We start from the raw sequence: 24,227 nt of genomic DNA, 5'->3' as shown, positions 1-24,227 counted from the left end.
CAGCAATCGTTATTTGAGAAAGCAGTCCATGTCCGAGAATCCACAAGACACCCCGATCCAGGCCAAAACGGAAGAATACGGCGCCTCCTCCATCCAGATCCTGGAAGGCCTGGAAGCCGTGCGCAAACGCCCGGGCATGTACATTGGCGACACCTCGGACGGCACCGGCTTGCACCATCTGGTTTTCGAAGTGCTGGACAACTCCATCGATGAATCGCTGGCCGGCCACTGCACGGACATCAACGTCACCATCCACAGCGACAATTCGATCTCGATCACCGACAATGGCCGCGGCGTGCCGACCGGCCTGAAAATGGACGACAAGCACGATCCGAAGCGTTCGGCGGCGGAAATCGTCATGACCGAGTTGCACGCGGGCGGCAAGTTCGACCAGAACTCCTATAAAGTCTCGGGCGGCTTGCACGGCGTGGGCGTATCTTGCGTCAATGGCCTGTCGAAATTGCTGAAACTGACCATCCGCCGCGATGGCAAAGTGCATCACATGGAATTCGTGCGTGGCGTGCCGCAAGACCGCCAGATCGTCATGGTGGGCGACATCGCCACCTCGCCGATCAAGGTCATCGGCGACACGGACAAGCGCGGTACCGACGTGCATTTCTGGGCCGACGAAGAGATTTTCACGCACGTGGAATTCCACTACGAAATCCTGGCCAAGCGCATCCGCGAACTGTCCTTCCTGAACAATGGCGTCAAGATCAAATTGTCCGACCAGCGCACGGGCAAGGAAGAAATCTTCGCCTTCGAAGGCGGCACGCGCGGCTTCGTCGAGTACATCAACAAGGCCAAGTCGGTCTTGCACCCGACCATTTTCCAGGCCACGGGCGAGCGCCTGTCGGACCAGGGCACGAACATCTCGGTCGACGTGTCGATGCAGTGGAACGATGCCTACAATGAACAAGTGCTGTGCTTTACGAATAACATCCCGCAACGCGATGGCGGCACCCACCTGACGGGTCTGCGCGCGGCGATGACACGCGTCATCAACAAATACATCGATGAACACGAGTTCGCCAAGAAGGCGAAAGTGGAAATCAGCGGCGACGACATGCGCGAAGGCTTGACCTGCGTCTTGTCGGTGAAAGTGCCGGAACCGAAATTCTCGTCGCAGACGAAAGACAAGCTGGTGTCGAGCGAAGTGCGCGGCCCGGTGGAAGAGATCGTCGCCAAGACCCTGGCGGATTACCTGCAAGAAAAACCGAACGACGCCAAGATCATTTGCGGCAAGATCGTCGAAGCGGCACGCGCCCGTGAAGCGGCCCGCAAGGCCCGCGATTTGACGCGCCGCAAAGGCATCATGGACGGCCTGGGCCTGTCGGCCAAGCTGGCCGACTGCCAGGAAAAAGATCCCGCCCTGTGCGAACTGTACATCGTCGAGGGTGACTCGGCAGGTGGCTCGGCAAAACAGGGGCGCGACCGCAAGTTCCAGGCGATTCTGCCGCTGCGCGGTAAAGTGCTGAACGTGGAAAAAGCCCGTTTCGAGAAAATGCTGTCGTCGGAGCAGATCACCACCCTGATCGCCACGCTCGGCACCTCGATCGGACCGGACGAATTCAACGTCGAAAAACTGCGCTACCACCGCATCATCATCATGACCGATGCGGACGTCGACGGCGCCCACATCCGGACTCTGCTGCTGACCCTGTTCTACCGTCAGATGCCGCAACTGGTCGAGCGCGGCCACATCTACATCGCGCAACCGCCGCTGTACAAGGTGAAGGCCGGCCGCGACGAGCGCTATCTGAAAGATGACGCCGAAGAAGCGAGCTACATGATGACGGTGGCGCTGAACACGGCCGTGCTGGTGCCGCGCACCGGCGCGGAAGGCATTTCCGGCGAAACATTGACGGAACTGGTGCGCAAGTTCAACCTGTCGAACACCATCATGACCCGTCTGACGCGCGTCATCGACCGCGCCGCCCTGACGGCCATCATGACGGGCGTGCAGCTGGACCTGTCGACCCTGGACCTGGCGGAAACCTCCGCCCTGGCCCTGCAGACGGCCATCAACGACAGCGCGGTGAAAGTGCACGTGCGTTCCGACGACCTGTCGGAAAAACACATGCTGCGCATCGAGCGCATGCACCACGGCAACATCAAAGTCAGCGCCATCGACGCCGACTTCGTGCAAGGTCCGGACTACGCCGTACTGAGCAGCGGCGCCGCCACCTTCGAAGGCCTGATCGGCGAAGGCGCATTCGTACGCCGCGGCGAAGGCGAGCGCATGAAGGAAATCGCCGTCGTCGACTTCCACCAGGCCATGCAATGGCTGCGCGACGAAGCCGAACGCACCGTCTCGAAACAGCGCTACAAAGGTCTGGGCGAAATGAACCCGGATCAACTGTGGGAAACGACGATGGACCCAACCGTACGCCGCTTGTTGAAAGTGCAGATCGAAGACGCCATTGCGGCGGATCAGATCTTTACCACGCTGATGGGCGATGATGTGGAACCACGCAGGGCGTTCATCGAAAATAATGCGCTGCGGGCGGGGAATATTGATGTATAAGCATGTTGTAGTTTAGGATTCCAAAGTACATGAAATAGATTTCATTATTTAAAGTATCGGCGGCCACGCAAAATGGCCGCCGTTTTTGTATCCAAACCCAAAAAATTTTGAGATAAACTCTCAAATAATTTCTGATGCTGGCCAAATATACATTGGACATCACCAACATTAAATCATCACTCTGCATTATTTTATGTTTACTGAAAGCAATTACTGTAGAATTGATAAAATATAATTGTTATTTATAATACTTTTTAGCCTACATGAATGCAGGGAATCAGGACGCTGGCAAGTCACGCTCACCACAATATGGGCGCAGATAGCATGACTCCTCTCAATCAATTTTTTAAAATGGCAGTTATGGCTGGCGTGGAAAGTGCCGTCCAGCTCCATATCGATCGCGGCGATGATATCAATGCCCGCGACTCGAACGGGTTAACTTTGCTCATGCTGTCGGCCGCCAAGAATAAAGCTGCCATGTGCCGATTATTGCTGAACGCCGGAGCTGACGGTGCTTTGCTTGACTCGGTAGGTCGAACCGCTCATGCGATCGCGATTGCAGCGGGTGCTCAACAAGCAGTTGAGGTGTTACAGCCCCTAGTCCCTGAGCCCCTGACGATATCTGAACCAGCACAGGCACCGGCGATTGATGACGTCCCCGTTACCCTCACTGATCATGAGAGCGTCGCTGAGCCGACTTTTGATGTAGCCTCGGCCGAAGAAAGCCCGCAAGCGTCCATCGCCGCCCCAATGCCTCCCCCCATTTTAGAAGATGACGAGGAAGGATTTTCCCTGTTCGACTGGGAGCCCGAAGATGAGCTTCTTCCGCCTGAGCTGGACCCAGTATTAGTGGCAGAAGCCAGTGCAGCTCAAGCCGCCATCTCAGCACACGAACCGATCGACTCGTCGGCAGACTGGGATGATGTCGATGCATTCCTGCCTGAACAATCCGTTCCGTTCATACGCAAAGACGACGTTGAAACAAGGAGCCACTTACGACTACTGCTTTTGAGAGCGTATAGAGAAGGCAGCGTGCCGAGCATGGAAATCGAATCCTTATCGATGAATGCGGACGGCAGTGCCAACCCAGAATTTGAAGCCTTGCTGACCTTGGTCGTGAACGATTTGGGGGCCGAGGTCGATGAGCGATTTGAGTATGCAGCACCCGACGAAGATTTCACTATTTTTGTCTCACCTCAAGAGAGTGAGGAAGAAGAAGAACGCATCGACAACGCCATGCACTTTATCGACAGTACAGCATCCCGACGAGCCGAACCATTACGCCTCTATCTCAGGGACTTCCAAAAGATCAAGTTGATCTCTGGCGACGAAGAGGTTGCACTCGCTCAGCGAATGGAACAACAACACAAGCGAGCCTTGTATGCCTTGGCTCTCTGGCCATATGGTGTCGAGGAGGTATTGGCTGCCGGTCGCTTGGTTCAGGCCAAGAAGCGAACGCTGTTCTCCATGTCGATGGGGCCGCTTGAGGCACAACCTGAATTAAACGATACAGACGACGAACCTGTCATTTTGGCTGCAGTGGAGAGCAGTAGTGATGAGAGCGATGAGGAAGCCGAAGAGTCTCCTATAACATCCGACAACGCAGCCAGTCTTTTCTTCGATGCCCTGCTTCGCTTAAGTGAATCGGTGACAAATCCGGTGTCGGCTAGCAGTACTGATGAAATCAGAGAGCATCTTGATTCGCTGAGACTTACTACCTCATTCCTGTTCGGGCTAGCCAAGACCGCAGCTACGGACTCTCATGAATCGGCTGATGCATTTGTAGCCGCAATTACGGGCTATCTGCAAGCTCGTGAACAGATGGCTGCTGCCAACTTGAAACTGGCATTCCATATCGCCAAAAAATATCTATATAGCGGCGAGCCTCTTGACGACTTGGCCCAAGAAGCAAATATCGGTCTGATGAAGGCGGTCGAACGCTTTGATTGGCGACGAGGTTATAAGTTCTCGACTTATGCGACTTGGTGGATACGCCAGCAAGTCGGCCGTGCCGTTGCAGATACTGTCCGCACAATACGAATTCCTGTTCATGTTCACGACAAGCTTCAAAAACTCTCAAAAGAAACGCGAGCCTTTGAATCGGAAAATGGGCGTCCACCGGAGCCAGCAGAAATCGCAGAGAGTCTGGGTATCAGCTTACGGATTCTCGGAACACTTGAGAGAATTCCGCAAGAGCCGACATCCATTGATGATGACTTTGATGAGGAGCTGATCGATGCGAGTGCTTATGACAGCCTGGTGTCGCCAGATCCGTTCGAGTCCTGTGCAGAATCACAGTTCTGCCGGACAGTGGACTCTGTAATTTTGACGCTCAAACGGAAAGAAGAGAAGGTGACTCGCCTCCGCTTTGGTATCGGAGTGAATAACTCGTTCACTCTTGAAGAGGTTGGCGTGGCTTACGGAGTTACAAGAGAACGCATCCGTCAGATCGAAGCCAAATCTCTTCGAAAGCTACGCAATCCTATTTATTCAAATCGGCTCTTATTGGCGCTCTATGGAAGTCTGCCGGTGAGAGGGAAAGAACCGCTAAGTTGCGACGTGTCAGCAGATGAAGCTGATGAGGCAGACGGTGCCATCGTAGAGGAGATCATTGCGGCCGTCGGCCAAACGCCTAGGATAGATCCTTTCAGCGAGATCAATGAAGACACAATCACTTATGTAGAGACGTCTTCACCTAATGAAGCTCATGAATCTAGTGCACTCATCCAATTGCCGATGCCATCAAAGTCTTTAGGTCGGCTGTTGTCCCAAATGGAGGACGCAGGTGTTCATGTGTTAGATGATCGCCAAGGGACGTCAGGAAAAATTTGGGTAGACGTGGCGCACACCAGCGATGGGCAATATCGCAAACTCGTTCGCAAGCTGTTGGCTGTCGGTTTTGAGTTTTCGCCAGGAAAAGGCTACTGGAAATGACGTTAAAAACACGTAGTGCACCACCTCACGCAATGGCAATGCTTGAGGCTCTCCGGGGTTTAGGCTATTCAACGTCTGCGGCACTGGCTGACATCATCGACAACAGCATCTCTGCCGAAGCAAACGAAGTCCGCATTGATTTCATTTGGGAGGGCACTGCGAGTCGCATTTCCATTTTGGATAACGGCCGAGGTATGACCGATGCCGAGTTAGAAAGTGCGATGCGACTGGGTGATAAAAATCCACTTGATGTTCGTGCTTCGCATGATCTTGGTCGCTTTGGGATGGGGCTAAAAACAGCGTCGTTTTCGCAATGCCGCCGCCTAACTGTAAAGACCATAAAAAACGAAACCGACAGCTGCTTGCGTTGGGACTTGGACGAGTTGGCGGCAAACCCGGAGGGTGGCTGGCTTTTATTTGAAGGCCCGGCTTCTGGCTCGTCCGCCTATATCAACGCATTCATCGCCGCGAAATCTGGCACGCTGGTACTCTGGGAGTTGATGGATCGAATCGTTACGGATGGCTATACAGCTGATAACTTTAATGACCTGATCGATACAATTGAATCGCATTTGGCAATGATTTTTCATCGCCTGCTTCAAGGTCCGCGTGCCAAGCTCAAACTACTACTCAACGGCAGAGCTGTAGCTCCTTGGGATCCATTTATGTCAGGTCATTCTGCGAAGTCATGGACCTCGCCAGTCACGAACCACTCGACCAGTTACGGGAATGTCGCAGTTCAATGTCATGTGTTACCGCACCGCGACAAGCTAACGTCTGCTGAATTTGAGGAGAATGCAGGCCCTGAAGGCTGGACCGCACAGCAGGGCTTTTACGTGTATCGAAATGAGCGCCTTCTTGTCGCAGGCGGATGGCTAGGATTGGGCAACGCTCGTGCTTGGAACCGAGAAGAGGCCCATCGCCTTGCCCGAATTCGACTCGATATCCCGAATACGGCAGACGCCGATTGGAAAATTGATGTTCGAAAATCCACTGCACGGCCACCGGTATCACTGCGTCCTTGGTTGATGTCGCTCGCCGAAAACACTCGCGAACGAGCACGGCGGGTATTTGCATATCGAGGGACACCCGCTCCGGCACAGGGCAATGTGCCCATTGAACAAGCTTGGCGTATGGATCGCCTCAAAGCCGGCATACGCTATCGAATAGATCAAAATCACCCATCAATTGCAGCGGTCTTGGCAAGTGCGGGAGAGCTTCAACCACTCATTAAGTCAATGCTTCGCGTCATCGAAGAAACTGTGCCGGTGCAACGTATCTGGCTCGATACCGCAGAGAATAAAGAGACTCCTCGGACCAACTTTGATGGAGAGCCAAACGCAGCCATCGTCGAAGTTGCGGCCGTTCTTTTTGACGATCTCATTGAACGCAAAGGTCTCAGTGTGGAGGAGGCGCGCAAGTCTATGCTACGCACTGAGCCATTCCAAAAATATCCAACACTTGTGGCAAAACTGGGAGCTAAAACATGACTGTATCTGAAGAGGACGCAGCACAGAACGAGTTAATCGAAAATGTCATCGCTACTGCACAGCGACTGATTCGAGCCGAGAAAGACAAGTCAAAAGTCACGCCCGGATACATTGCGGCCAAAGTGCAAAAGGCGGTGGACATGTTCACGGAAGACGAACCGATCATCATCGACCAACAGGTGGTGATCTCTATTTTGATCCAGCGATTTAGCCACTGGATGGGTAAGTCTACTACTATGAAGGACAACACCAACCATAAAGATTGGTTGAATGCTGCTCGTAAAACGAACTGGCAATACTGGCGTCGCTACCAAGACTTCTTGGAATCCAAGTTATCGGATACCGTTGTGGAGGGCATTGACGAAGCCACGGATAGCATCCTTGAGTTGTTAGAGGATCCGCAGCGGACAGACTCATGGGATCGTCGAGGTCTCGTCGTGGGTCACGTCCAATCAGGCAAGACAAGTAACTACTCCGGTCTAATCTGCAAAGCTGCTGATGCCGAATACAAAATTATCATTGTGCTTGCTGGCCTTCACAACAATCTACGGTCACAGACCCAGATGCGTCTTGAAGAAAGTTTTTTAGGTTATGAGACTACTCTAGATCGATCCCCGGGCATGCCTATAGGCGTCGCAGAATTTGGTGGAGATCTAAAGACACATTCCGCGACAACACGTGCAGACAACGGCGATTTTAGTAAGGCCATCGCGAGCCATTTCCAAGGCATTTCTCCTGAAGCACGCCCATGGCTGTTTGTAGTCAAGAAGCAGAAAACCGTTCTAACAGCCTTGCTCAAATGGATCCAGAATCGTGTCGCAGACTCCACAGATTCAGAAGACGGTCGAAAGCTAGTGACAAAGCTACCGTTGCTTGTCATTGATGACGAAGCCGATAATGCATCGGTTGACACTGGCGAAGATATCGTAGATGAAAATGGGCTGCCTAATGAGGAATATAAGCCGAAGACAATTAATAGTCTGATTCGCCAAATTCTACATGCATTCAGTCGTAAAGCTTATGTAGGCTACACAGCTACACCCTTTGCAAACATTTTTATTCATCAAAAAGGCAGCACAAAAAAAGAGGGCCCGGACCTATTCCCAAAGGCGTTCATCATCAATTTGTCCGCACCTTCAAACTATGTAGGTCCAGCTCGCATGTTCGGGCGGATAACCAAAGATGGTCGTCAGGGAGCGTTACCTTTGTCGCGAAAAATCTTGGACGACTACGACAAGAAGACTCTATCAGGATGGATGCCACCTAATCATAAAAAGACTCACGAGCCGCTTTATGAAGGTCAGGAGACCGTTCCACCGTCGTTACATGAAGCAATCCATTCATTTGTGTTGGCCAGTGCTGTGCGTGAGCTTCGCGGACAGGGAAAGCAGCATAGTTCCATGCTAATTCACGTCACACGATACGTAGATGTACAAAAACATGTGAGAGTTCAGGTTGAAGAAGTTGTCCGCCGCATGAAACAGCGAATCATTAGAGGAACTGATTCCGAGACTCTTTTAGTTCAACTGTATAAATTGTGGGAAAGTGATTTTTCTCGGACACGCGATGAAGTGGCTAAGCTATCTACTAATGAAGAGCAACCACCCGTATTACCTGCATGGGAAGACGTAGTAGCTGTTCTCCCCAACATCCTCCACGATATACAAGTCCGCTCCATCAACGGAACGGCAAAGGATGCCTTGGATTACGCTACGCCGGGTGCTGCATTAAAAGTTATCGCAGTGGGAGGTGATAAACTTGCACGAGGTCTGACACTCGAAGGCCTATGTGTTAGCTACTTCGTCCGAACTACGAAAATGTATGACACCTTGATGCAGATGGGCCGTTGGTTTGGATATCGACCAGGCTACTTGGATCTCTGTCGTCTGTACACATCACCAGACCTAATAAAGTGGTTTGAACACATAGCTGACGCATCTGAAGAGCTGCGTGAAGAATTTGACTTCATGGCAGAGGCGAAGCTGACGCCAGAACAATACGGGCTGAAGGTCAAGTCTCACGAACTTTTGACTGTTACGTCTCCACTAAAGATGCGAAATTCTGAAACGCTGTCACTCACTTACAGCGGAACGAGACCTCAAACGATTCTCTTTCGCAGAGACGCAGACGTTCAGAAAAAAAAATCTGGATGCTACTGATATGCTCATCAGCCATCTTGGAGCTCCATCTCAGCATGATATCGAATATCAGCGTGATGGCGAAGCTCAACGATGGCATAACACGGGACTATGGAGAGATGTCGATGCAGCCAGCATCATAACTTTCTTGGAAAACTATGTGACAGATCCAGCTGCAACAAGTGCCAAAGCTGCTGTACTTTCCGATTTCATTACCCGGATGAATGACACTGATCAGCTCAAAAAGTGGAGTGTAGCACTCATCGGCAGTGGCAGCGGGGACGGTGACGCTCACCAATTCGGTCAGATTAAAGTGTCTTCATTTCCATTTCGAAAACTAGACGAAACGCCTGAAAAAAAAAGAACCTTCAAAATTTGCAATTGGAGTTTTGACGGATCCAAAGGATGAAGGCATAGATCTAAATGATGAGCAATGGCGAGAGGCTCTAGCTTTAACTCGGGCGGCATGGAAACCTGAGCCAGCTCGCGGTCGAGTCAATCCTCCCACAGAGCCGAGCGGGAAAGGCATTCGTGAGGCACGCAAAAACTTGGGGGCGAGCGCCGACAGAGGACTGCTGCTGTTGTATCCACTGACCCCATACAATACGAAGAAAGATCCAATTGTGCCAGGATGGACAAAACCTATCATGGCTTTCGCCATCGCGTTTCCTGCAAGCGAAAAGCCTATCAGCGTGGATTACAAAGTCAATCTTTTATACTGGACCCAAGAATATGGCCCGTCAGAGTGATGAATTCTTAATGGCGTGGTCATCTCTTTCCGGCCTCGGTGAAGAGATGGGCTGGCAAGCCATTCCTATTGCTCCAGCATTGCCGCTTGAGCTACGGGCAGGCCGTCGCTCGCCAGATAACGCAGAGGCTGTATTTGTCGGGTTCCCGTCAATACATTTATCAGCAGCCGACAAGCTGCCGGAGGGCCAAGGCTTTGCGGTTGAGCGAGTGGACCCGCAAGGTGACAATAAGATGTGGCTTGCGTTGACACGAAAGCCCACAGGCAGCGAAGATCTCTTCGCTAGCATGGCCTCGGATGTGGTCGGAGCACTCGATGATGCAGTGGCTGCGAGAGCGAACGAGCAAAAACTACTGCGTGTGTTTCTGGGCCGCGTCGGAGCTTGGCAAGAGTTCATGAGGAAAGGATTTCAGACCCTCAGTCCCGAAGCAGAAATTGGATTGGTTGGAGAGCTTTATGTGCTTCGATTAATCATCGACGCGGGGGTCCCAGCGCCAGTCGCTGTTGATTCATGGTGTGGCCCACTCGACGCACTTCAAGATTTTGAGTTGGGAACCGGGGCATTAGAAGTAAAGTCTACACTGTCTGCTATTGGGTTCCCCGCAAAGATAGGATCTCTTGAGCAGCTTGAAGACTCTGTTCGGCAGCCGCTGTTTGTGATCAGTGTTCGATTGAAACAAATCACCACCGGCAAGACCATGCCAGAGATAGTCGATGAGATGCAGTGCATTGTCAAAGGGGACGCCGAAGCTGAGCGCCTTATCTCGGAGAGACTGCTTGCCGCAGGGTATATCGAGCAACACGCTGAGCGATATACCAGACGATTTACACAAGCTAGCACTCGCATCATTGAGGTGAGCGAAAATTTCCCACGTCTGACTCTCGGAAATGTCCCATTGGGTATCACGAAAGCAAGCTACGAGATCGATCTGGATAAGGCCGCAGGCAAAGTGGTTGAGATCGATGAAGCATTGAAAAAATTAGGGGCAATGAAGATATGAATTTGACTGATTTTTTGCGTGAAACGCAGGCTAGTGTTCGCTCGCAAATGCGAGAAGGTGCGCTATATGAGGAGCTGGTTTTTTCGGGCATTGTAATGGATCACATGTCGGAAATCGGCATGACATTCGAGCCGGTTGAATGCCACTTTGAAGGCAAGTTCGGCTCAGCAAATTTGCGTCTTAGCGGCTATGCAATTTCGGAGGACTTGGATCAGCTAGATTTATTCGTCAGCCTCTATGCCGGCGTTGACGATCCGACGCCGATCCCGGACTCCGAGACCAAAACCGCAGTCGAACAATGCCTTCGCTTTCTGACGCTTTGCGCCGAAGGAAAGATGGCGCCCAAGCTGGACCCATCCACCAACGTTCGGTCTCTCGCAGAGACCCTACAAGCTATCTATAACGACTTGGAGCAGATCCGAGTCTATGTGATCACAGACAAGGTAGCGAAATCCAAGAGCTTCAAGACTCGAGAAGTCGGCAGCAAGTCCGTTCGCCTCGAAGTCATGGACATAGAAAGGCTGCATCGACACTGGTCCGAAGGGAAGCCACGGGATGAGCTGGTGGTGGACTTTGCCGAGGTATCGGGCGCACCTCTGCCCTGTGTGTTTGTGCCTGGTGAAAATGATGACTACGACTACGCCCTAACTGCCGTGCCTGGTGAGGCCTTGCGTCTTCTCTATGAACGGTTCGGTGCACGGCTGCTTGAAGCAAACGTGCGTTCCTTCCTGAGTGTAAAAGGCAAAGGCGTAAATGCGGGGATTCAAAGCACGCTGCGATCAGCACCTGAGCGATTTATGGCCTATAACAACGGTATTGTTGTTGTAGCCGATGAGATGATACTTGGAAAAGCGAATGACGGTTCCTCCGGCATCGCATGGCTCAAAGGCCTACAAATCGTCAATGGCGGCCAGACTACGGCCTCCCTCTACTTCACTAAAAAGAAATTTCCTTCGACGGACTTGAGCCATGTGCGGGTTCCAGCCAAGATTATTGTCATGAAGACGACGGATGCCTCGAAGGAGGAGGCTCTCGTCTCGGACATCTCTCGGTTTGCGAACAGTCAGAATGCGGTGAAACAATCGGACTTGTCTGCGAACAAGCCGTTCCATGTTGAGATTGAAAAACTGTCTCGCTCAATCTATTGCCCAGATGGCGTCGGCCAGTGGTTCTACGAGCGAGCGTCGGGTAGCTATAACACCCTGCTTACCCGCGAGGGCTCCACTCCAGCAAAACTCAAAGCACTTAAAGATGCAATCCCTACTGCTCGTCGTATTACAAAAACCGATTTGGCGAAGTATTTGACCGCGTGGGACCGTAAGCCAGATATCGTAAGCTTGGGATCACAAAAGAATTTCGATCGCTTTATGGCGAGTCTTACCCCCGCTGAAGGCCAAGAAATTCCACTGCCAAATGTTCAGGACTTCAAAGCGATGATCGCCAAGGCGAAGATCTACCGCGATGCTCAAAAACATCTACGGCCTATGTTCCCGGCGTTCCAAGCCAACGTCACGGCTTATACCGTAGCGCTCATGTCAGAGAAACTTGGAAGCCGCATCGACTTGGAACGTATTTGGACCAAGCAATCTGTATCGCCTGAGTTTCTCGCTCAACTGGCTGTGTGGGCCAATGAAGTGAATGAAGTGCTACATAATTCTGCCGGTGGGCGTATGGTATCGGAATGGGCCAAGAAGCCTGAGTGCAAGGACGAGGTCATGAATGCCAGTTATTCGGCGCCGGCTACTGACATACCAGAACTCAAGGCAATGTAGAAGCCAATTCGTCGGGGATAGGTAGCTTAATGACAGACATCGTTAAACCATATGTTTGAAGTCGGACGATGTTTGACATTAAGGGAGAAAACCCCAAACCGAAAGTTTTTGTAAAGAGCTTATCTTTACTGCGGTCTTACGTTTTCCGACTTCACCGCCATGATTTACCGGGCACTCCCGACATTGTTCTATTTGGTAGGAAGATCGCCATTTTTGTCCGTTGCTGTTTCTGACACGCTCACATCGGATGCTATTACTTCAACGTCCCATCAACCAGAGCATTCTGAACGCAATTTGATGAATTCCAGCTGATTAATGGTTTGTTGCGTGATCTCGCTAGCGAGCCGCTGAAGTCTGTCCAAGGGTTCGCGCTTGAGTTCACACTCCCAAACCACTAACACGCGCCATCCTTTTGCCTGCAACGCAGCCATATTCTTGGCATCCCGTTCCAAATTGCTCTGGAACTTCGTTTCCCATCGCTCGATATTGGATGCAGGCTGAGTCGCAAAACGGCAGCTCGCGTGTCGATGCCAGAAACAGCCGTGTACAAAAATCACTACGTGGTATTTTGGCAATACAAGATCGGGCGACCCAGGTAGTTCACGCGTATGCAGCCGATAACGGAATCCCTGCGCATGAAGGTATCGGCGTACGAGCATCTCGGGTTTTGTATTTTTCGACTGAATCCCTGACATCATTCTCGACCGGGTAGCTGAATCGACTATGTCCATTTTTCCTGGTATCCTACGTACCCATACGAATTTTTATCCAAGGCAAAGTTGCTCATCAAACAGAAATCCAGTTTTACGGGAAATATTCCTATCGTTGACCTCTTTGCTGGGCCTGGAGGTCTTGGTGAAGGATTTTCGTCAGTAGAAAGTGACCCTTTCAGAATAATTGTATCGGCAGAAATGAGTTCCTCTGCGCACAGTACACTTCGTCTGAGGGCTTTCTATCGCCTACTCAAACGTCGAGGTGGAAATTCCATCGAATCTTATTATCGTTTTTGCAACGGCGAATCGGAATGTCCGTACGACGAAAACAACCATGATGCATGGGTGGAGGCAGGAGATGAAGCTCTACAACTGGAGCTGGGGAAGCCTCATGATAACGAGCAGCTTGACCGGAGAATTTCTGCACATGAGCTTGGTCCAGACACGCCATGGGTGCTGATCGGTGGCCCTCCATGTCAGGCTTACTCGATCGTGGGGCGAGCTCGCAACCGAAGCAATGTCGAATACCGTCCTGAAGAGGATCATCGACATTTCCTCTATAAGCAATACCTGCGAATTATTCAGAAATACCGTCCCGCTGTGTTCGTGATGGAGAACGTAAAAGGCATTCTCACAGCAACTGTTGGTGGGAAAAAGATTTTCGAGACGATCCTTGAAGATCTTTCGGATCCCGACAAAGCAATGGAAATGCCGGCTTCCGGAAGTGGGTACCGCATCCATTCCCTTACGTGTGCAACCAGATATTCCGCCAAAGACTCTCCACGCAATATCGATGTACACGATTTCGTCATCAAAGCAGAACAGCATGGAATACCACAGGCACGACACCGCGTGATTCTTATCGGTGTGCGCGAGGGTATCGGCTTGGGTATTCCCGCGCAGATCGAGAAAGCAGGTGAGGTTACAGTCGAGCAAGTTATTGGCTCTCTTCCCAAGCTACGCAGCCGGCTGAGCAAAGAGCCCGACTCGGATGAAGGCTGGGGCGACGTGGTGGCGAACCATTTCAGCGAGATGGCACGTGAGGTAAGAGACGCCCATGGCGATGCTGGATTGCAGGAGGTGCTCAGGGAAGCATCTGTTTCGATCAAACGAGGACTCGGCACAGGTAACAAGCAGCTTGGCATCCTGACGCATGATGTAGAGAGTCCGGAATTGCTCGATGGCTGGTATTACGATCCGATGCTTTCGGTCTGGCTGAATCATGACGCCCGGGGACATATGCGCACAGATCTGCGGCGCTATGCGTACGCGGCGGCGTTTGCCGACACATTTGGCTGGTCGCCGAAAGGACATGGCGAATTCTCACTGCAGGGATTGAGACCTAATCATGATAACTGGGAAACGGGCAAGTTTTCTGATCGATTCCGTGTCCAGTTGCGCGGGCGGCCAGCCACGACGGTTACTAGTCACATTTCCAAGGATGGTCACTATTTCATCCATTACGATCCAACGCAGTGCCGCAGTTTGACGGTGCGGGAAGCAGCAAGACTGCAAACCTTCCCGGACAACTATTTTTTTCAGGGGAACAGGACCGAACAGTTCCATCAGGTGGGAAATGCTGTTCCTCCCCTTCTCGCGAAAAAAATTGGAGATATCGTTTATGCTCTGTTGAGAGGCGCCGATGCCGGCGTCTCTCCTCCTATGCAACAGGATATATTGGAATAGGTTACTCGGTAGGAAGCCGATGTTTGATCACCCGTGAACTTGATGAGTTATCCAGCCGATTGTGGCAGATTCAAGAATTGGGAAAGCATCTGATGGCATGATTTCGGTAGTCTACATTCCGTAGTTACAGGCATTCGGCTGCGGCACGTCGTTGATGAAGTTTTCCAGTGCCGTCCAGCAGTCAGCGAGCGGGCTGGCTGGCAGGCAGCGGCACGAACGTTACCTCGTCGGCGCGATGGCCGCCGATCCACACCTGATTGCGACGAAATTCGCCTGGACTGCGCTGTATGCCCCTGCCCAACGTCATCAGCGCTTGATACACTTCCGTCAGCAATCGAAAACTGATGGGCTGCCCTTGCCGTATCCGTTCCCTGTGAGTCCACGTTGCATAGATTCGCTGAAGTTAACATGAATAGAGGCCTTACTTTAACTTAAGGTGAAAAGTGAAATAATGAAATCCTTATTTTATGTTGACGCTATCAAGCCGCCTTCGGCAGCAGCACTTCCCCAAAGGTTTACAACACTTGTTCCAACTTGCCGCCCAACATCGCGTCAAGACGCCGACGATGCTGGCGGTGATATCCTGATTGGTCTTACAGCACCAGGTGGTTTGCAGCATGGCTTCGGTATAGCTGTACTGATCGAGCAATAAGCGCCCTTCCTTCACACTGTGGCGGCAGCAGGACAGTGCCCACCGTTTTCCTCGCCCCATCTCCCCACTGCCGCCAAGAAACCAGTACACTAGTTCCTGAGCGCAACTATTTTGTGCGCGCGCCATGCCGCCTGCCGTTGCCGGGAGGCGTCCCTGCCGCAAGGCGTGTTGTCTGCCTGGACAAATGCAATGTTCTCTTCGCGCAGCCTGTCTCCTGCCTTTTATTACCTGTTCTTTTCAGGAGAACGGGAGCAGCAGCAGCGCTTTTTCAAGGAACTGCATTTCATTTCGATAGCCATCCTGACGTTTGGCCTGGCTTGCTGGCTGGTCACGTTCAGCCTGACCTTGCCGCGCGCCTCGCTCGATCATGCGCAGGCGGCGCTGGGCGTGACGGGCATGGTGCTCGGGCTGGCGTTGACCAAGTATGCGAAGTCCTTGCAGGCCATCATCGTCAGCGGCACCATCAGCGTGCTGTTCATCGCTTTCAGTTTTCGCGTGCTGATGCTGGGCACGGACGATCCCGCTTTCTGGGTGTTGCCGCTGGGTGTGATGATCACCCTGACGACGGCGCCCATCTTCAGCGGCATCGCGTATTACCTGGGGGTGTCGCTGTGCGTGTGGGCCATTCTGGGGCTGGGGCAGTTTCCCGTGCATGCGGGCCAGGCTGACCAGCATTGGCCCGTGCTGGCCGTCACCATCAGCGTGATCATCGGCCTGGCGCTGAATATTTATTTCCTCGTCTTGCGCATCCATAACTACCGTGCCCAGCGCGACCTGGCGACGATGGCTTACAAGGATGGCTTGACCGGGCTTAACAACCGCCGCATGTTTACGCAAGGCGCCCGCACCCTGCAGCGCACGGCGCGCACGCCCGCGTATTTCCTGATGATCGACATCGACGACTTCAAGCAAATCAACGACGTGTACGGCCATGACGTGGGCGACGAGGTACTGAAAAAGATCGCCGACGTGATATCTGAACTGTCGGGCGAGCACCTGTGCGGCCGGCTGGGCGGCGAGGAGTTTGCCGTGATTTACCTGGGCGAAAAAAACGCGGCCTGCGCCTTTGCCGCGCAACTGGTCGACAGCGTCGAGGCGGCCTTTGTGCCGGAGCGCAAGGTGTCCGTCAGCATCGGCATGGCGGAGCTGATCAAAGAAGCGGACTTGTCGCACAGCTACCGGCGCGCCGATGAATCCTTGTACCAGGCCAAGAAAAGCGGCAAGAACCGCTACGTGCTCAACGCCGCCTGAACACCGCCGTCCGGCGTCGCGTCGAACAGCGCCAGCAAAGCTTGCGGCGCAATCTTCCACGGGTCGCGCTGCTCGGGGTCCACCTCGTCCCAGCTGTCCAGGGCGCCGATCTTGAGGATGGAAATGGTGATCTTGGCCATGGCAACGGGACAGTGATTCAATAGCCAAGCTTGGCAGAAAGGGATTTATTCCTGAAATGCTAAGATCGCGGCCCGCGCATGCCGGCAACCAGTCCGGCATGGCGTCTCGACAAGGATGGCCATTGAACACCCCAGGAAAAATCACTCTGCGCATGCTGACGCTGTGCGCCGCCCTGTGCCTTCCGCTTTCCAGCATGGCACAAGGCATTTCTGCCGAAGATGCCGCCTTCGTGGCCGCCACCGTGCCCGTGCCGTCGCCGCCGCTGCGCCTGAGTGCGCACCCGGAGATCCGCGCCGACGTCTTCAAGCTGCTCGGCTATGCGCGCGGCAGCTATACGCAAGGCAACACCCTGATCGCGCGCCAGGTGCTCGACAGCATGCATTCACTCGATGACATCACGCGCACCATGCTGCCTGACGGACGTTCGGTGCTGGCCTCCATCGATGCCGGCACGCACGGTGCATGGCGCGCCGCCATGCTGTTCGATCCGCAACGCAAGCTGTTGGCACTGGGCCTCGTCAACGGCCATTGCCAGTTCACCGGCGATGCCGCCCCCGCCTGCCTGCCGTCCACGCACGCCGTGCTGACCCTGTTCCTGCCGCCAGACGTGGAGGACGAGACGGCCGCGCCGCTGCTGATCTGGGCGCGACAAGTGCCGACCATGCTGGCACAGGCTGCGCCGGAACAGCGGCAAAGCATTGCAGCAGTGGAATACATCACCACCCGCCCCGACCAGCCCGGCTGGAAGCCGCGCGACGTGCCGCCCGGCTTTCCCGCCAGCCTGCTGCACCTGCTGCTGCCGAATGCGGAATTGAACAGCAGTTCCAGCGGCGGCAAGATCGTCACACCGGCGGGCCTGGCCGGTTTGCCCATGCGCACGCCCACGGAAGCGGCCGAGGCGGGCGACGAGCCCATGCCCGATGCCGACATCACCTTGCGCAGCTATGCCGATTTCCACTGGGTGCTCAACACCTACGCGAAACTGGCCAAGGGCGCGCAAGTGAAGGGCCATGACGACAAGGTGGTGTTCACCGGCAGCGATGCCAGCGGCCGCTACACGGTGACCTTGCGCGAACCCAACAAGGACGATGGCGTCTTCATCACCGTGGCCAGCTGGCGGGAAAAATAAGCGCAAGAGCAGGGAAAGCATTGCCATTACGCACAGGAGCATGGCATTTTGGCATTTTGCGGTATGATTTCCGGCCGTGCGGCGCGGCCCTGTCCCTGCCTTGCCCACCCTGCCCTTCAAGCCAGTCACGCTTGCGTCGCCTCCTGCCCTAAGGAATTCATATGTTCGGTTTTAACTTGCGCGTTGCCAAGATGGTGTGGACGGCGTTCCTCATCGCCTTCCTGCTATTTCTCACCTACAAGGTTTCGTCGACCCTGATCGTGGTGGTCTTTGCGATTTTCTTCAGCTATCTCGTGTATCCGCTGATCGGGCTGCTGGAACGCCATGGCCCGAAACGCTTGCCGCGCACGGCCGCCATCGGCATCGTCTTTCTCGTGGTGATCTTGCTGGTGGCGATACTGGGCTCCATCTTTGGCGCGCGCATCGAGGAAGAGGCGATCAAGCTCAGCGATCAGTTGCCGACCTTGCTCAAGGGGAATAATTTTGCCGAACGCATCCCGTTGCCGGAGTTCATGGAACCCTTGCGCGCGCGCCTGCTGTCGTTCATGCAGTCGCAGCTGAGCAGCGGCACCGGACAAGCCATGCCGCTGGCGAAAGAACTGGGCTTGACCGTCATGCATGCGGCCAGCAACCTGATCTATCTGGTGCTGGTGCCCGTGCTGAGCTTTTTGCTGATCAAGGAAGGGCCGGACATGCGCGACGGCTTGCTGTCCCTGCTGAACCGACCGAACAAGAAGCTCTGGGGCGCCATCATCGATGACCTCGACATCTTGCTGTCGCGCTATGTGCGCGCCCTGCTGCTGTTGTCGATCGCCACGTTTGTGTCCTACAGCATCGCCTTTTCCCTGATGGGCGTGCCATACAGCCTGCTGCTGGCCGGCGCGGCCGCCTTGCTGGAATTCATCCCGTTTGCCGGCCCGCTGGCCGCCGCCGTCATCGCCGTGGTCGTGGCCGGTTTCAGCGGTTTCGAGCACGTGTTCTGGCTGATCGGCTTTATCGCCGCCTACCGTTTGTTCCAGGATTACGTGGTCAATCCGTACCTGATGAGCGAGGGTGTGGAAGTGAGCCCGTTGATGGTGATTGTCGGCTTGCTGGCCGGCGACCAGTTGGGGGGCGTGGTCGGCATCTTCCTGTCCGTGCCCGTGATGGCGGCCATCAAGATCGTCTTCGTGCGCGCGCGGGCGGCATTGCAGGCGCGCCATGATGCGCATGAGAAAGCGGAACAGGCGGCGGAAGAAGCACGCGCCCAGGCCCTGGCCGAGGCGGCGCGCTTGCAGGAACAGGGCAGCAAGGCCACCCTGCCGGCGCAGTAACTTAGAACTCTTCCCACTCGCCGCTATTGTCCGCGGCAGGTTTGGCCGGACGCGGTTTTGCGACAGCGGCAGGTGCTGCCGTGGCGCGGGCCGGCGCCAGGCGCAGGGCCGGGCGTTTCAAGGCCGTGCTGGCGGCGGCCACGACAGGCTTGCGCAAGGCAGGCTTGGCGGCAGGACCGCTATGGTTGGCATCGAGTTTGAAGATGCTGACCATCTCGGCCAGCGCCGCTGCCTGCTCCTGCATGGATTCCGACGCGGCTGCCGCTTCTTCCACCAGTGCCGCATTCTGTTGCGTCACGGTATCCATTTCCGCCACGGCTTGATTGATCTGGCCGATGCCCAGTTCCTGCTCGCGGCCCGCGGCGCTGATTTCGCCCATGATGTCCGTCACGCGGCGGATACTGGAGACGATCTCGTCCATCGTCGTGCCCGTCTGGCTGACCAGCGCGCTGCCGGCGCCCACGTTCTGCACCGACGCTTCGATCAGCATCTTGATGTCCTTGGCGGCGCTGGCCGAGCGGTGCGCCAGGTTGCGCACTTCCGTGGCGACGACGGCAAAGCCGCGGCCTTGCTCGCCGGCACGGGCCGCTTCCACGGCCGCGTTCAGGGCCAAAATATTCGTCTGGAAGGCGATGCCATCGATCACGCCGATGATGTCGGCGATCTTTTTCGACGATTCGCTGATGGTACCCATGGTGTCGACCACTTGCGCCACCAGTGCGCCACCTTTCACGGCCACGTCCGAGGCCGACACGGCAAGCTGGTTGGCCTGGCGCGCATTGTCGGAATTCTGCTTGACGGTCGAGGTCAGTTCTTCCAGCGAGGACGCCGTTTCTTCCAGGCTCGACGCTTGCTGCTCCGTGCGGCTCGACAGATCCAGGTTGCCCGAGGCGATTTCATTGCTGGCCGTGGCGATGGCGCCGCTGCCGTCGCGTACGCCGCGCACGGTGGTGGACAGGCGTTCCTGCATTTTCAGCAAGCCCGTCAGCAAGGCGCCCATCTCGTCGTTGCGCGTGATGACGATGTCATTGGCCAGGTTGCCGTCGGAAATGGCACCGAAATGGCGCAGGGCCTGGTCCAGCGGGTTAAAGATGGCGCGCAGCAGCAAAAAGCTGGAAATAATGGTCAGCAAGGCGCCGACGATCATGCCGCCGATGGCCATGGCCACCTGGCTGCGATAGCTGGACTGGCTGGCCGCATACATCGCGGCGGCGGAAGTGGCCTGGTATTGCGTCAATGTTTCGGCGGCCTGGTCCAGGGTACGGTACAGCGGCGTCAGCCCCGTCATCATCAAACCGTCCGCTTGTGCAACGTTGCCTTCACGCAAAGCCTTGCTCATGACCAGCAAGCCGTTGCTCATGTAATCGCTGCGCTTCTTGTCCATGTCGTCGGACAGGCGCTTTTCGTCCGTGCTTTGCGGCAAGGCCAGGTACACCTTCCAGGACTTGTTGGACGCTTCCATGAATTGTTCCGCACGGGCCAGGATATCCTTGGCGTCGGCCGCATCGGGATGCACCATCACGCGGTCCATCGTGAACCGGGCGCGGCCCAGCAGAATCTGCGATTCGCCAATCGCTTGCGTCGATGCCAGCTGATTACTGTAGACCTCGTTGAGGCTGTTGTTGGCCGATTTCAGGCTGATGATACTCATGACGCCCAGCAAGGCGATCAGCAGGCCCAGCACACTCATGGTGGCAATCAGGCGCATTTTTATTGTTATATTCGACAGCATGCATTTTCCTTGGTAGGGGCGCAACCATGCCTGCGTTCACCAAACGGGATAGCAGCAAGCGCCAGATGGGCGGGTCACGTGAATTGTTCAGGACAGGTCGATACGGCGTGTGCGGCGGCAGGGGGGAAGGCGGCCCGCGCATATCGTCAGGAGTGAAAGACAGATCAACAGGGTTGAGGTTTTCTGTACTTTTATTTCCTGACTGCAAGATACAGGGAAAGATTACTAGTAGCAACATCCAGCATGGATTTTCACGCTTTGTAACAAGCGGATGATGTTTTTTGCGCAGAACTGGCATTCCGCTGCCGTGCGCGCTCGCGCCGGAATGCCATTTATGTTAGCCAATTAGTTAATACATGGTTTCTTCGATGAGCTGGCCATCGTCGCGGAAATACTGGAAGCGGCCCGTTTTCCTGCCCATGTTGTAGGCGCCGATCTGCTTCGGTTTTCCATTCTGGAAATTCTCGATGTTGACGCCATGCAGCACGCCCTTGTGCCAGTTGCGGTGAAATTGCGGCACTTCGCCATCGGGATAAAACAGGGTTTCCGCGCCATCGCGCTTGCCGCCGGCAAAGCTGCCCTGGTAACGCCGCTTGCCGTCCGGATAAAAACTCTCCATCGGACCCTCGAGGTCGCCCAGGCGGTAATGTTCGGCCAGTTCCAGCTGGCCGCTGGCCGCGTATTGCTCCAGCTTGCCGTCGGGCTCGCCGTCAACCATCGTCAACACTTGCCAGCCGCCATCGGGCGTCGCTTTCTTCCACGGCCCCTGTTTCACATCATTGACGTAGTTGCCGCCACCGCCAGGTTCGACCCACTGGCCCTGCTTCTTGCCATTGACATAGTTGCCCTGCCAGTGCACCACGCCTTCGACGCGGCGCTCGCTGGGTCCATCCAGCCTGTCCTTGAGGTAAGTATCGAAGCCCTGGTAGTTGCCCTTGCCCTCGTCGCGCCATTCCTCGACGCCCGGACTCACTTCCCAGCGGCCCGTGCGCTGGCCACGCTGCATCATGCCCGTCGTCGTTTCTTCGCCGCTGACATACGTCCATGCTCCTTCAGCCTTGTCGTCGACAAAGGCGCCGGACGAGCGGATGGTGAGCGGCTCTTCATAGTGCCACTGCCCCGTGCGCTTGCCCTGCGCATACAGGCCGCGGGCAAACACGCTGCCCCTGCAGCAATTCACGTCGTATTCGATAAATAGTCCATCCTGGCTGGCGGCAAAGCGCTGCGGCTGCGTTTCCCAGGTGATCCACTTGATGTGATAACTGGGCGCGCGGCCCCCTTCCCATCCCTTGCCCAGCAGATAGGTCACCGTGAGGAAATGGCCATCCTTTTCCCCGAAGGTTTTTTTATAGGCAAACGCGGGCGCATCGGCCGGCTTGCCGGGCAACAAGTCACCATCGATATTGAAATAGCCGACCAGGGTGCCGTGGCCATGCTCGATGGCGTCGAACTCGGCCACGCCCGTCGGTGCATACGCGATGCTGTAATCGATCAGCTGCAAGCGGGCCAGCGCGGCGCGCACCCGCGCCTCGTCCATGGTTTTCGCACCGCGCACGATAGCGTCCAGGGTAGGCTGCAAGGTGGCCACCTTGAACATCCTGCCGCCGCTGCGCTCGTAGCGGTAGGCATGCAAGCCGTACGGACCGCCGTTGCGGCTGAGCACGAACGTCGTTTCGCCCTCGCTGTCGAGGTCAAGCTGGAACACGGCCGCGATGCTGGCCTGGCCATACTTGTCCAGGTTCATGCGTTTTTCACTGATCCCGTTGCACTGGCAGTAGTAACCGTTGACTTCGCCATTTTCCCGCAGGAAGGCCAGCACCACGCCGCCGTCGCGGCGCTCGACAACGCTGGCGGTGGCCATCGGCTTACCCTCGTAGAACCGCGCCGCCGCCTGTGCTGGCGCCAAGTTACCCAGCGCCAGCAGCGCCGCCATCGTGCTCATCCAAAATGTTTGCCGCATGCCAACTCCACTGCCGAAAAACCGCCATTATGCATGGCCGTTCAGGCAAGACCGCTCACGCCAGGACGCCGGCCAAACAGGGGCCGCTGCACCGTCTGCGCCAGCAGCACGCCCAGCAGCGAGATGCCGCCGCCGACCAGGTGGTACACATGCATGCTTTCGTGCAACCAGACGATGGCCAACAGGGCCGTCAGCAGGGGCAACAGGTTGACGTAGATGCTGCAGCGGTTTGGCCCCAGCAGTTTGACGCCTTCGATCCACAGGTAGGACAGCACGATGGACGAACCGATGCCCGCGTAGCCGATCAGCGGCAAGGTGGTGGCGTCCAGCCTGGCGCTGCCGGGCGGCAGCAGCAGGAAGAACGGCAGCATGCACGCCAGCGCCGCCAGGGCCTGGCAATAAATAGCTTGCCAAGCGGGAATGGACAGACGCCAGCGGCGCAGCAGCACGCCGTACAGGGCAAAGCTCAGGCAAGCGAGCAGCATCAGCGCGTCGCCCGCATGCACACCTTGATGCAGCAGCGCCAGCACGTCGCCACGTCCGACCAGGTACAGCAAGCCGCCAAACGACAGCACGCCGCCGGCCGCCATGCCGACCGTCAGGCGCTCGCCCAGCAGCAACACGCTGAGCAGGGCCGTCATCAGGGGCGCCAGCGCCGTGACGATGGCCATGTTCGTTGCCGTGGTGCTTTCCGCGGCGCGGTAGGACAAACTCTGGAACAGCGCCATCGACATCAGGCCGCACAGGGCCAGCTGCCACCACTGGCGGCGGATGGCGGCGCGGTTGCGCCACAGGGGGCGGGCGATAAACGGCGTCATCACCAGCAAGACCAGCACCAGGCGGTAAAAAGTGATGGCCGTGGGGGCGATGCTGGACGCGGCCAGCTTCGAGACGACGACGTTGCCGGCCCACAGCAACATGGCCAGGAACGGATACAGATAAGCGCGCACAGGCATGCGTAACTCCATAAATCATTGCGGGAAACCATCATGCCGCAGGCACATTGTGCTTTCTCGCGCTAAGATGTCCATACCTGTCGC

General features: G+C 55.4%; 18 protein-coding genes. 13 read left to right on the top strand and 5 right to left on the bottom strand.

All coding sequences use genetic code 11. The features are described 5' to 3' along the window. The first annotated feature begins 28 nt into the window (after positions 1-28). The 8 genes from gyrB (at position 29) to ACPJXG_RS00855 (ending at position 12,843) form a co-directional block, all read left to right on the top strand. A complete protein-coding gene (gene gyrB, locus ACPJXG_RS00890; protein WP_425253116.1) occupies positions 29-2,527 on the top strand; it encodes a DNA topoisomerase (ATP-hydrolyzing) subunit B in 2,499 nt (832 codons plus the stop codon). Between the two features lie 324 nt (positions 2,528-2,851). After that, entirely contained in the window at positions 2,852-5,461 is a 2,610-nt protein-coding gene (locus tag ACPJXG_RS00885; RefSeq protein WP_158300268.1) for a sigma-70 family RNA polymerase sigma factor, read from the top strand. Then, positions 5,458-6,951, top strand: a complete 1,494-nt coding sequence (locus tag ACPJXG_RS00880; protein ID WP_425253115.1) for an ATP-binding protein — start codon at positions 5,458-5,460, stop codon at positions 6,949-6,951. The genes ACPJXG_RS00885 and ACPJXG_RS00880 overlap by 4 nt, the downstream gene beginning before the upstream one ends. Beyond that, on the top strand, positions 6,948-9,110 hold the full coding sequence (locus tag ACPJXG_RS00875; RefSeq protein ID WP_425253114.1) for a Z1 domain-containing protein: 2,163 nt from the start codon (positions 6,948-6,950) through the stop codon (positions 9,108-9,110). The genes ACPJXG_RS00880 and ACPJXG_RS00875 overlap by 4 nt, the downstream gene beginning before the upstream one ends. A gap of 1 nt (position 9,111) precedes the next feature. Then, positions 9,112-9,498, top strand: coding sequence for a hypothetical protein (locus tag ACPJXG_RS00870; RefSeq protein WP_425253113.1), 387 nt, complete (start codon positions 9,112-9,114; stop codon positions 9,496-9,498). Between the two features lie 323 nt (positions 9,499-9,821). Continuing rightward, the gene (locus tag ACPJXG_RS00865; RefSeq protein ID WP_099403794.1) at positions 9,822-10,838 is read left to right on the top strand and encodes a PD-(D/E)XK motif protein; all 1,017 of its coding nucleotides are present in this window, start codon (positions 9,822-9,824) and stop codon (positions 10,836-10,838) included. Further along, the gene (locus ACPJXG_RS00860) at positions 10,835-12,610 is read left to right on the top strand and encodes an AIPR family protein (RefSeq protein ID WP_099403793.1); all 1,776 of its coding nucleotides are present in this window, start codon (positions 10,835-10,837) and stop codon (positions 12,608-12,610) included. Before ACPJXG_RS00865 ends, ACPJXG_RS00860 begins: the two co-directional genes overlap by 4 nt. Before the next feature lie 68 nt (positions 12,611-12,678). After that, positions 12,679-12,843 (top strand): hypothetical protein, encoded by a 165-nt coding sequence (locus ACPJXG_RS00855; protein ID WP_099403792.1) that lies wholly within the window; start codon positions 12,679-12,681, stop codon positions 12,841-12,843. 36 nt (positions 12,844-12,879) lie between these two features. Here the strand turns inward: ACPJXG_RS00855 and ACPJXG_RS00850 are convergent, their stop codons facing one another. Further along, on the bottom strand, positions 12,880-13,341 hold the full coding sequence (locus ACPJXG_RS00850) for a very short patch repair endonuclease (RefSeq protein WP_099403791.1): 462 nt from the start codon (positions 13,339-13,341) through the stop codon (positions 12,880-12,882). A gap of 48 nt (positions 13,342-13,389) precedes the next feature. On the opposite strand from ACPJXG_RS00850, the gene ACPJXG_RS00845 reads away from it, so the two are divergent. The 3 genes from ACPJXG_RS00845 to ACPJXG_RS00835 all read left to right on the top strand — a co-directional run bounded on the left by ACPJXG_RS00845 (position 13,390) and on the right by ACPJXG_RS00835 (position 16,912). Then, positions 13,390-15,009 carry a DNA cytosine methyltransferase gene (locus ACPJXG_RS00845; protein ID WP_425253112.1) on the top strand — a complete coding sequence of 540 codons (1,620 nt, stop codon included), beginning with the start codon at positions 13,390-13,392 and terminating at the stop codon, positions 15,007-15,009. 451 nt (positions 15,010-15,460) lie between these two features. After that, positions 15,461-15,661, top strand: a complete 201-nt coding sequence (locus tag ACPJXG_RS00840; RefSeq protein ID WP_158300267.1) for a hypothetical protein — start codon at positions 15,461-15,463, stop codon at positions 15,659-15,661. A 189-nt stretch (positions 15,662-15,850) separates the two neighbouring features. Beyond that, on the top strand, positions 15,851-16,912 hold the full coding sequence (locus ACPJXG_RS00835) for a diguanylate cyclase (protein WP_425253111.1): 1,062 nt from the start codon (positions 15,851-15,853) through the stop codon (positions 16,910-16,912). On the opposite strand, the gene ACPJXG_RS00830 is transcribed toward ACPJXG_RS00835, so the two are convergent. Next, positions 16,891-17,073: a hypothetical protein gene (locus ACPJXG_RS00830; protein WP_425253110.1), complete on the bottom strand. Its 183-nt coding sequence runs from the start codon at positions 17,071-17,073 to the stop codon at positions 16,891-16,893. The two genes, ACPJXG_RS00835 and ACPJXG_RS00830, sit on opposite strands and share 22 nt — an antisense overlap. 101 nt (positions 17,074-17,174) lie before the next feature. On the opposite strand from ACPJXG_RS00830, the gene ACPJXG_RS00825 reads away from it, so the two are divergent. Continuing rightward, complete coding sequence (locus ACPJXG_RS00825; protein ID WP_425253109.1) at positions 17,175-18,182, top strand: hypothetical protein; 1,008 nt, start codon at positions 17,175-17,177, stop codon at positions 18,180-18,182. 161 nt (positions 18,183-18,343) lie between these two features. Continuing rightward, a complete protein-coding gene (locus tag ACPJXG_RS00820; protein ID WP_035822949.1) occupies positions 18,344-19,495 on the top strand; it encodes an AI-2E family transporter in 1,152 nt (383 codons plus the stop codon). Position 19,496: 1 nt separating this feature from the next. Here the strand turns inward: ACPJXG_RS00820 and ACPJXG_RS00815 are convergent, their stop codons facing one another. From ACPJXG_RS00815 to ACPJXG_RS00805, 3 genes are all read right to left on the bottom strand, one after another. Further along, a complete protein-coding gene (locus ACPJXG_RS00815; protein ID WP_425253108.1) occupies positions 19,497-21,227 on the bottom strand; it encodes a methyl-accepting chemotaxis protein in 1,731 nt (576 codons plus the stop codon). Positions 21,228-21,576: 349 nt separating this feature from the next. After that, complete coding sequence (locus tag ACPJXG_RS00810; RefSeq protein ID WP_425253107.1) at positions 21,577-23,187, bottom strand: hypothetical protein; 1,611 nt, start codon at positions 23,185-23,187, stop codon at positions 21,577-21,579. A 41-nt stretch (positions 23,188-23,228) separates the two neighbouring features. Next, a complete protein-coding gene (locus ACPJXG_RS00805) occupies positions 23,229-24,143 on the bottom strand; it encodes a DMT family transporter (RefSeq protein WP_035822956.1) in 915 nt (304 codons plus the stop codon). Positions 24,144-24,227: the final 84 nt, after the last annotated feature.

The sequence above is a fragment of the Janthinobacterium sp. NFX145 genome, assembly GCF_049810325.1.
Classification (GTDB): Bacteria; Pseudomonadota; Gammaproteobacteria; order Burkholderiales; family Burkholderiaceae_D; genus Janthinobacterium; species Janthinobacterium rivuli.
This window is presented reverse-complemented; position numbering and strand designations above follow the sequence as displayed.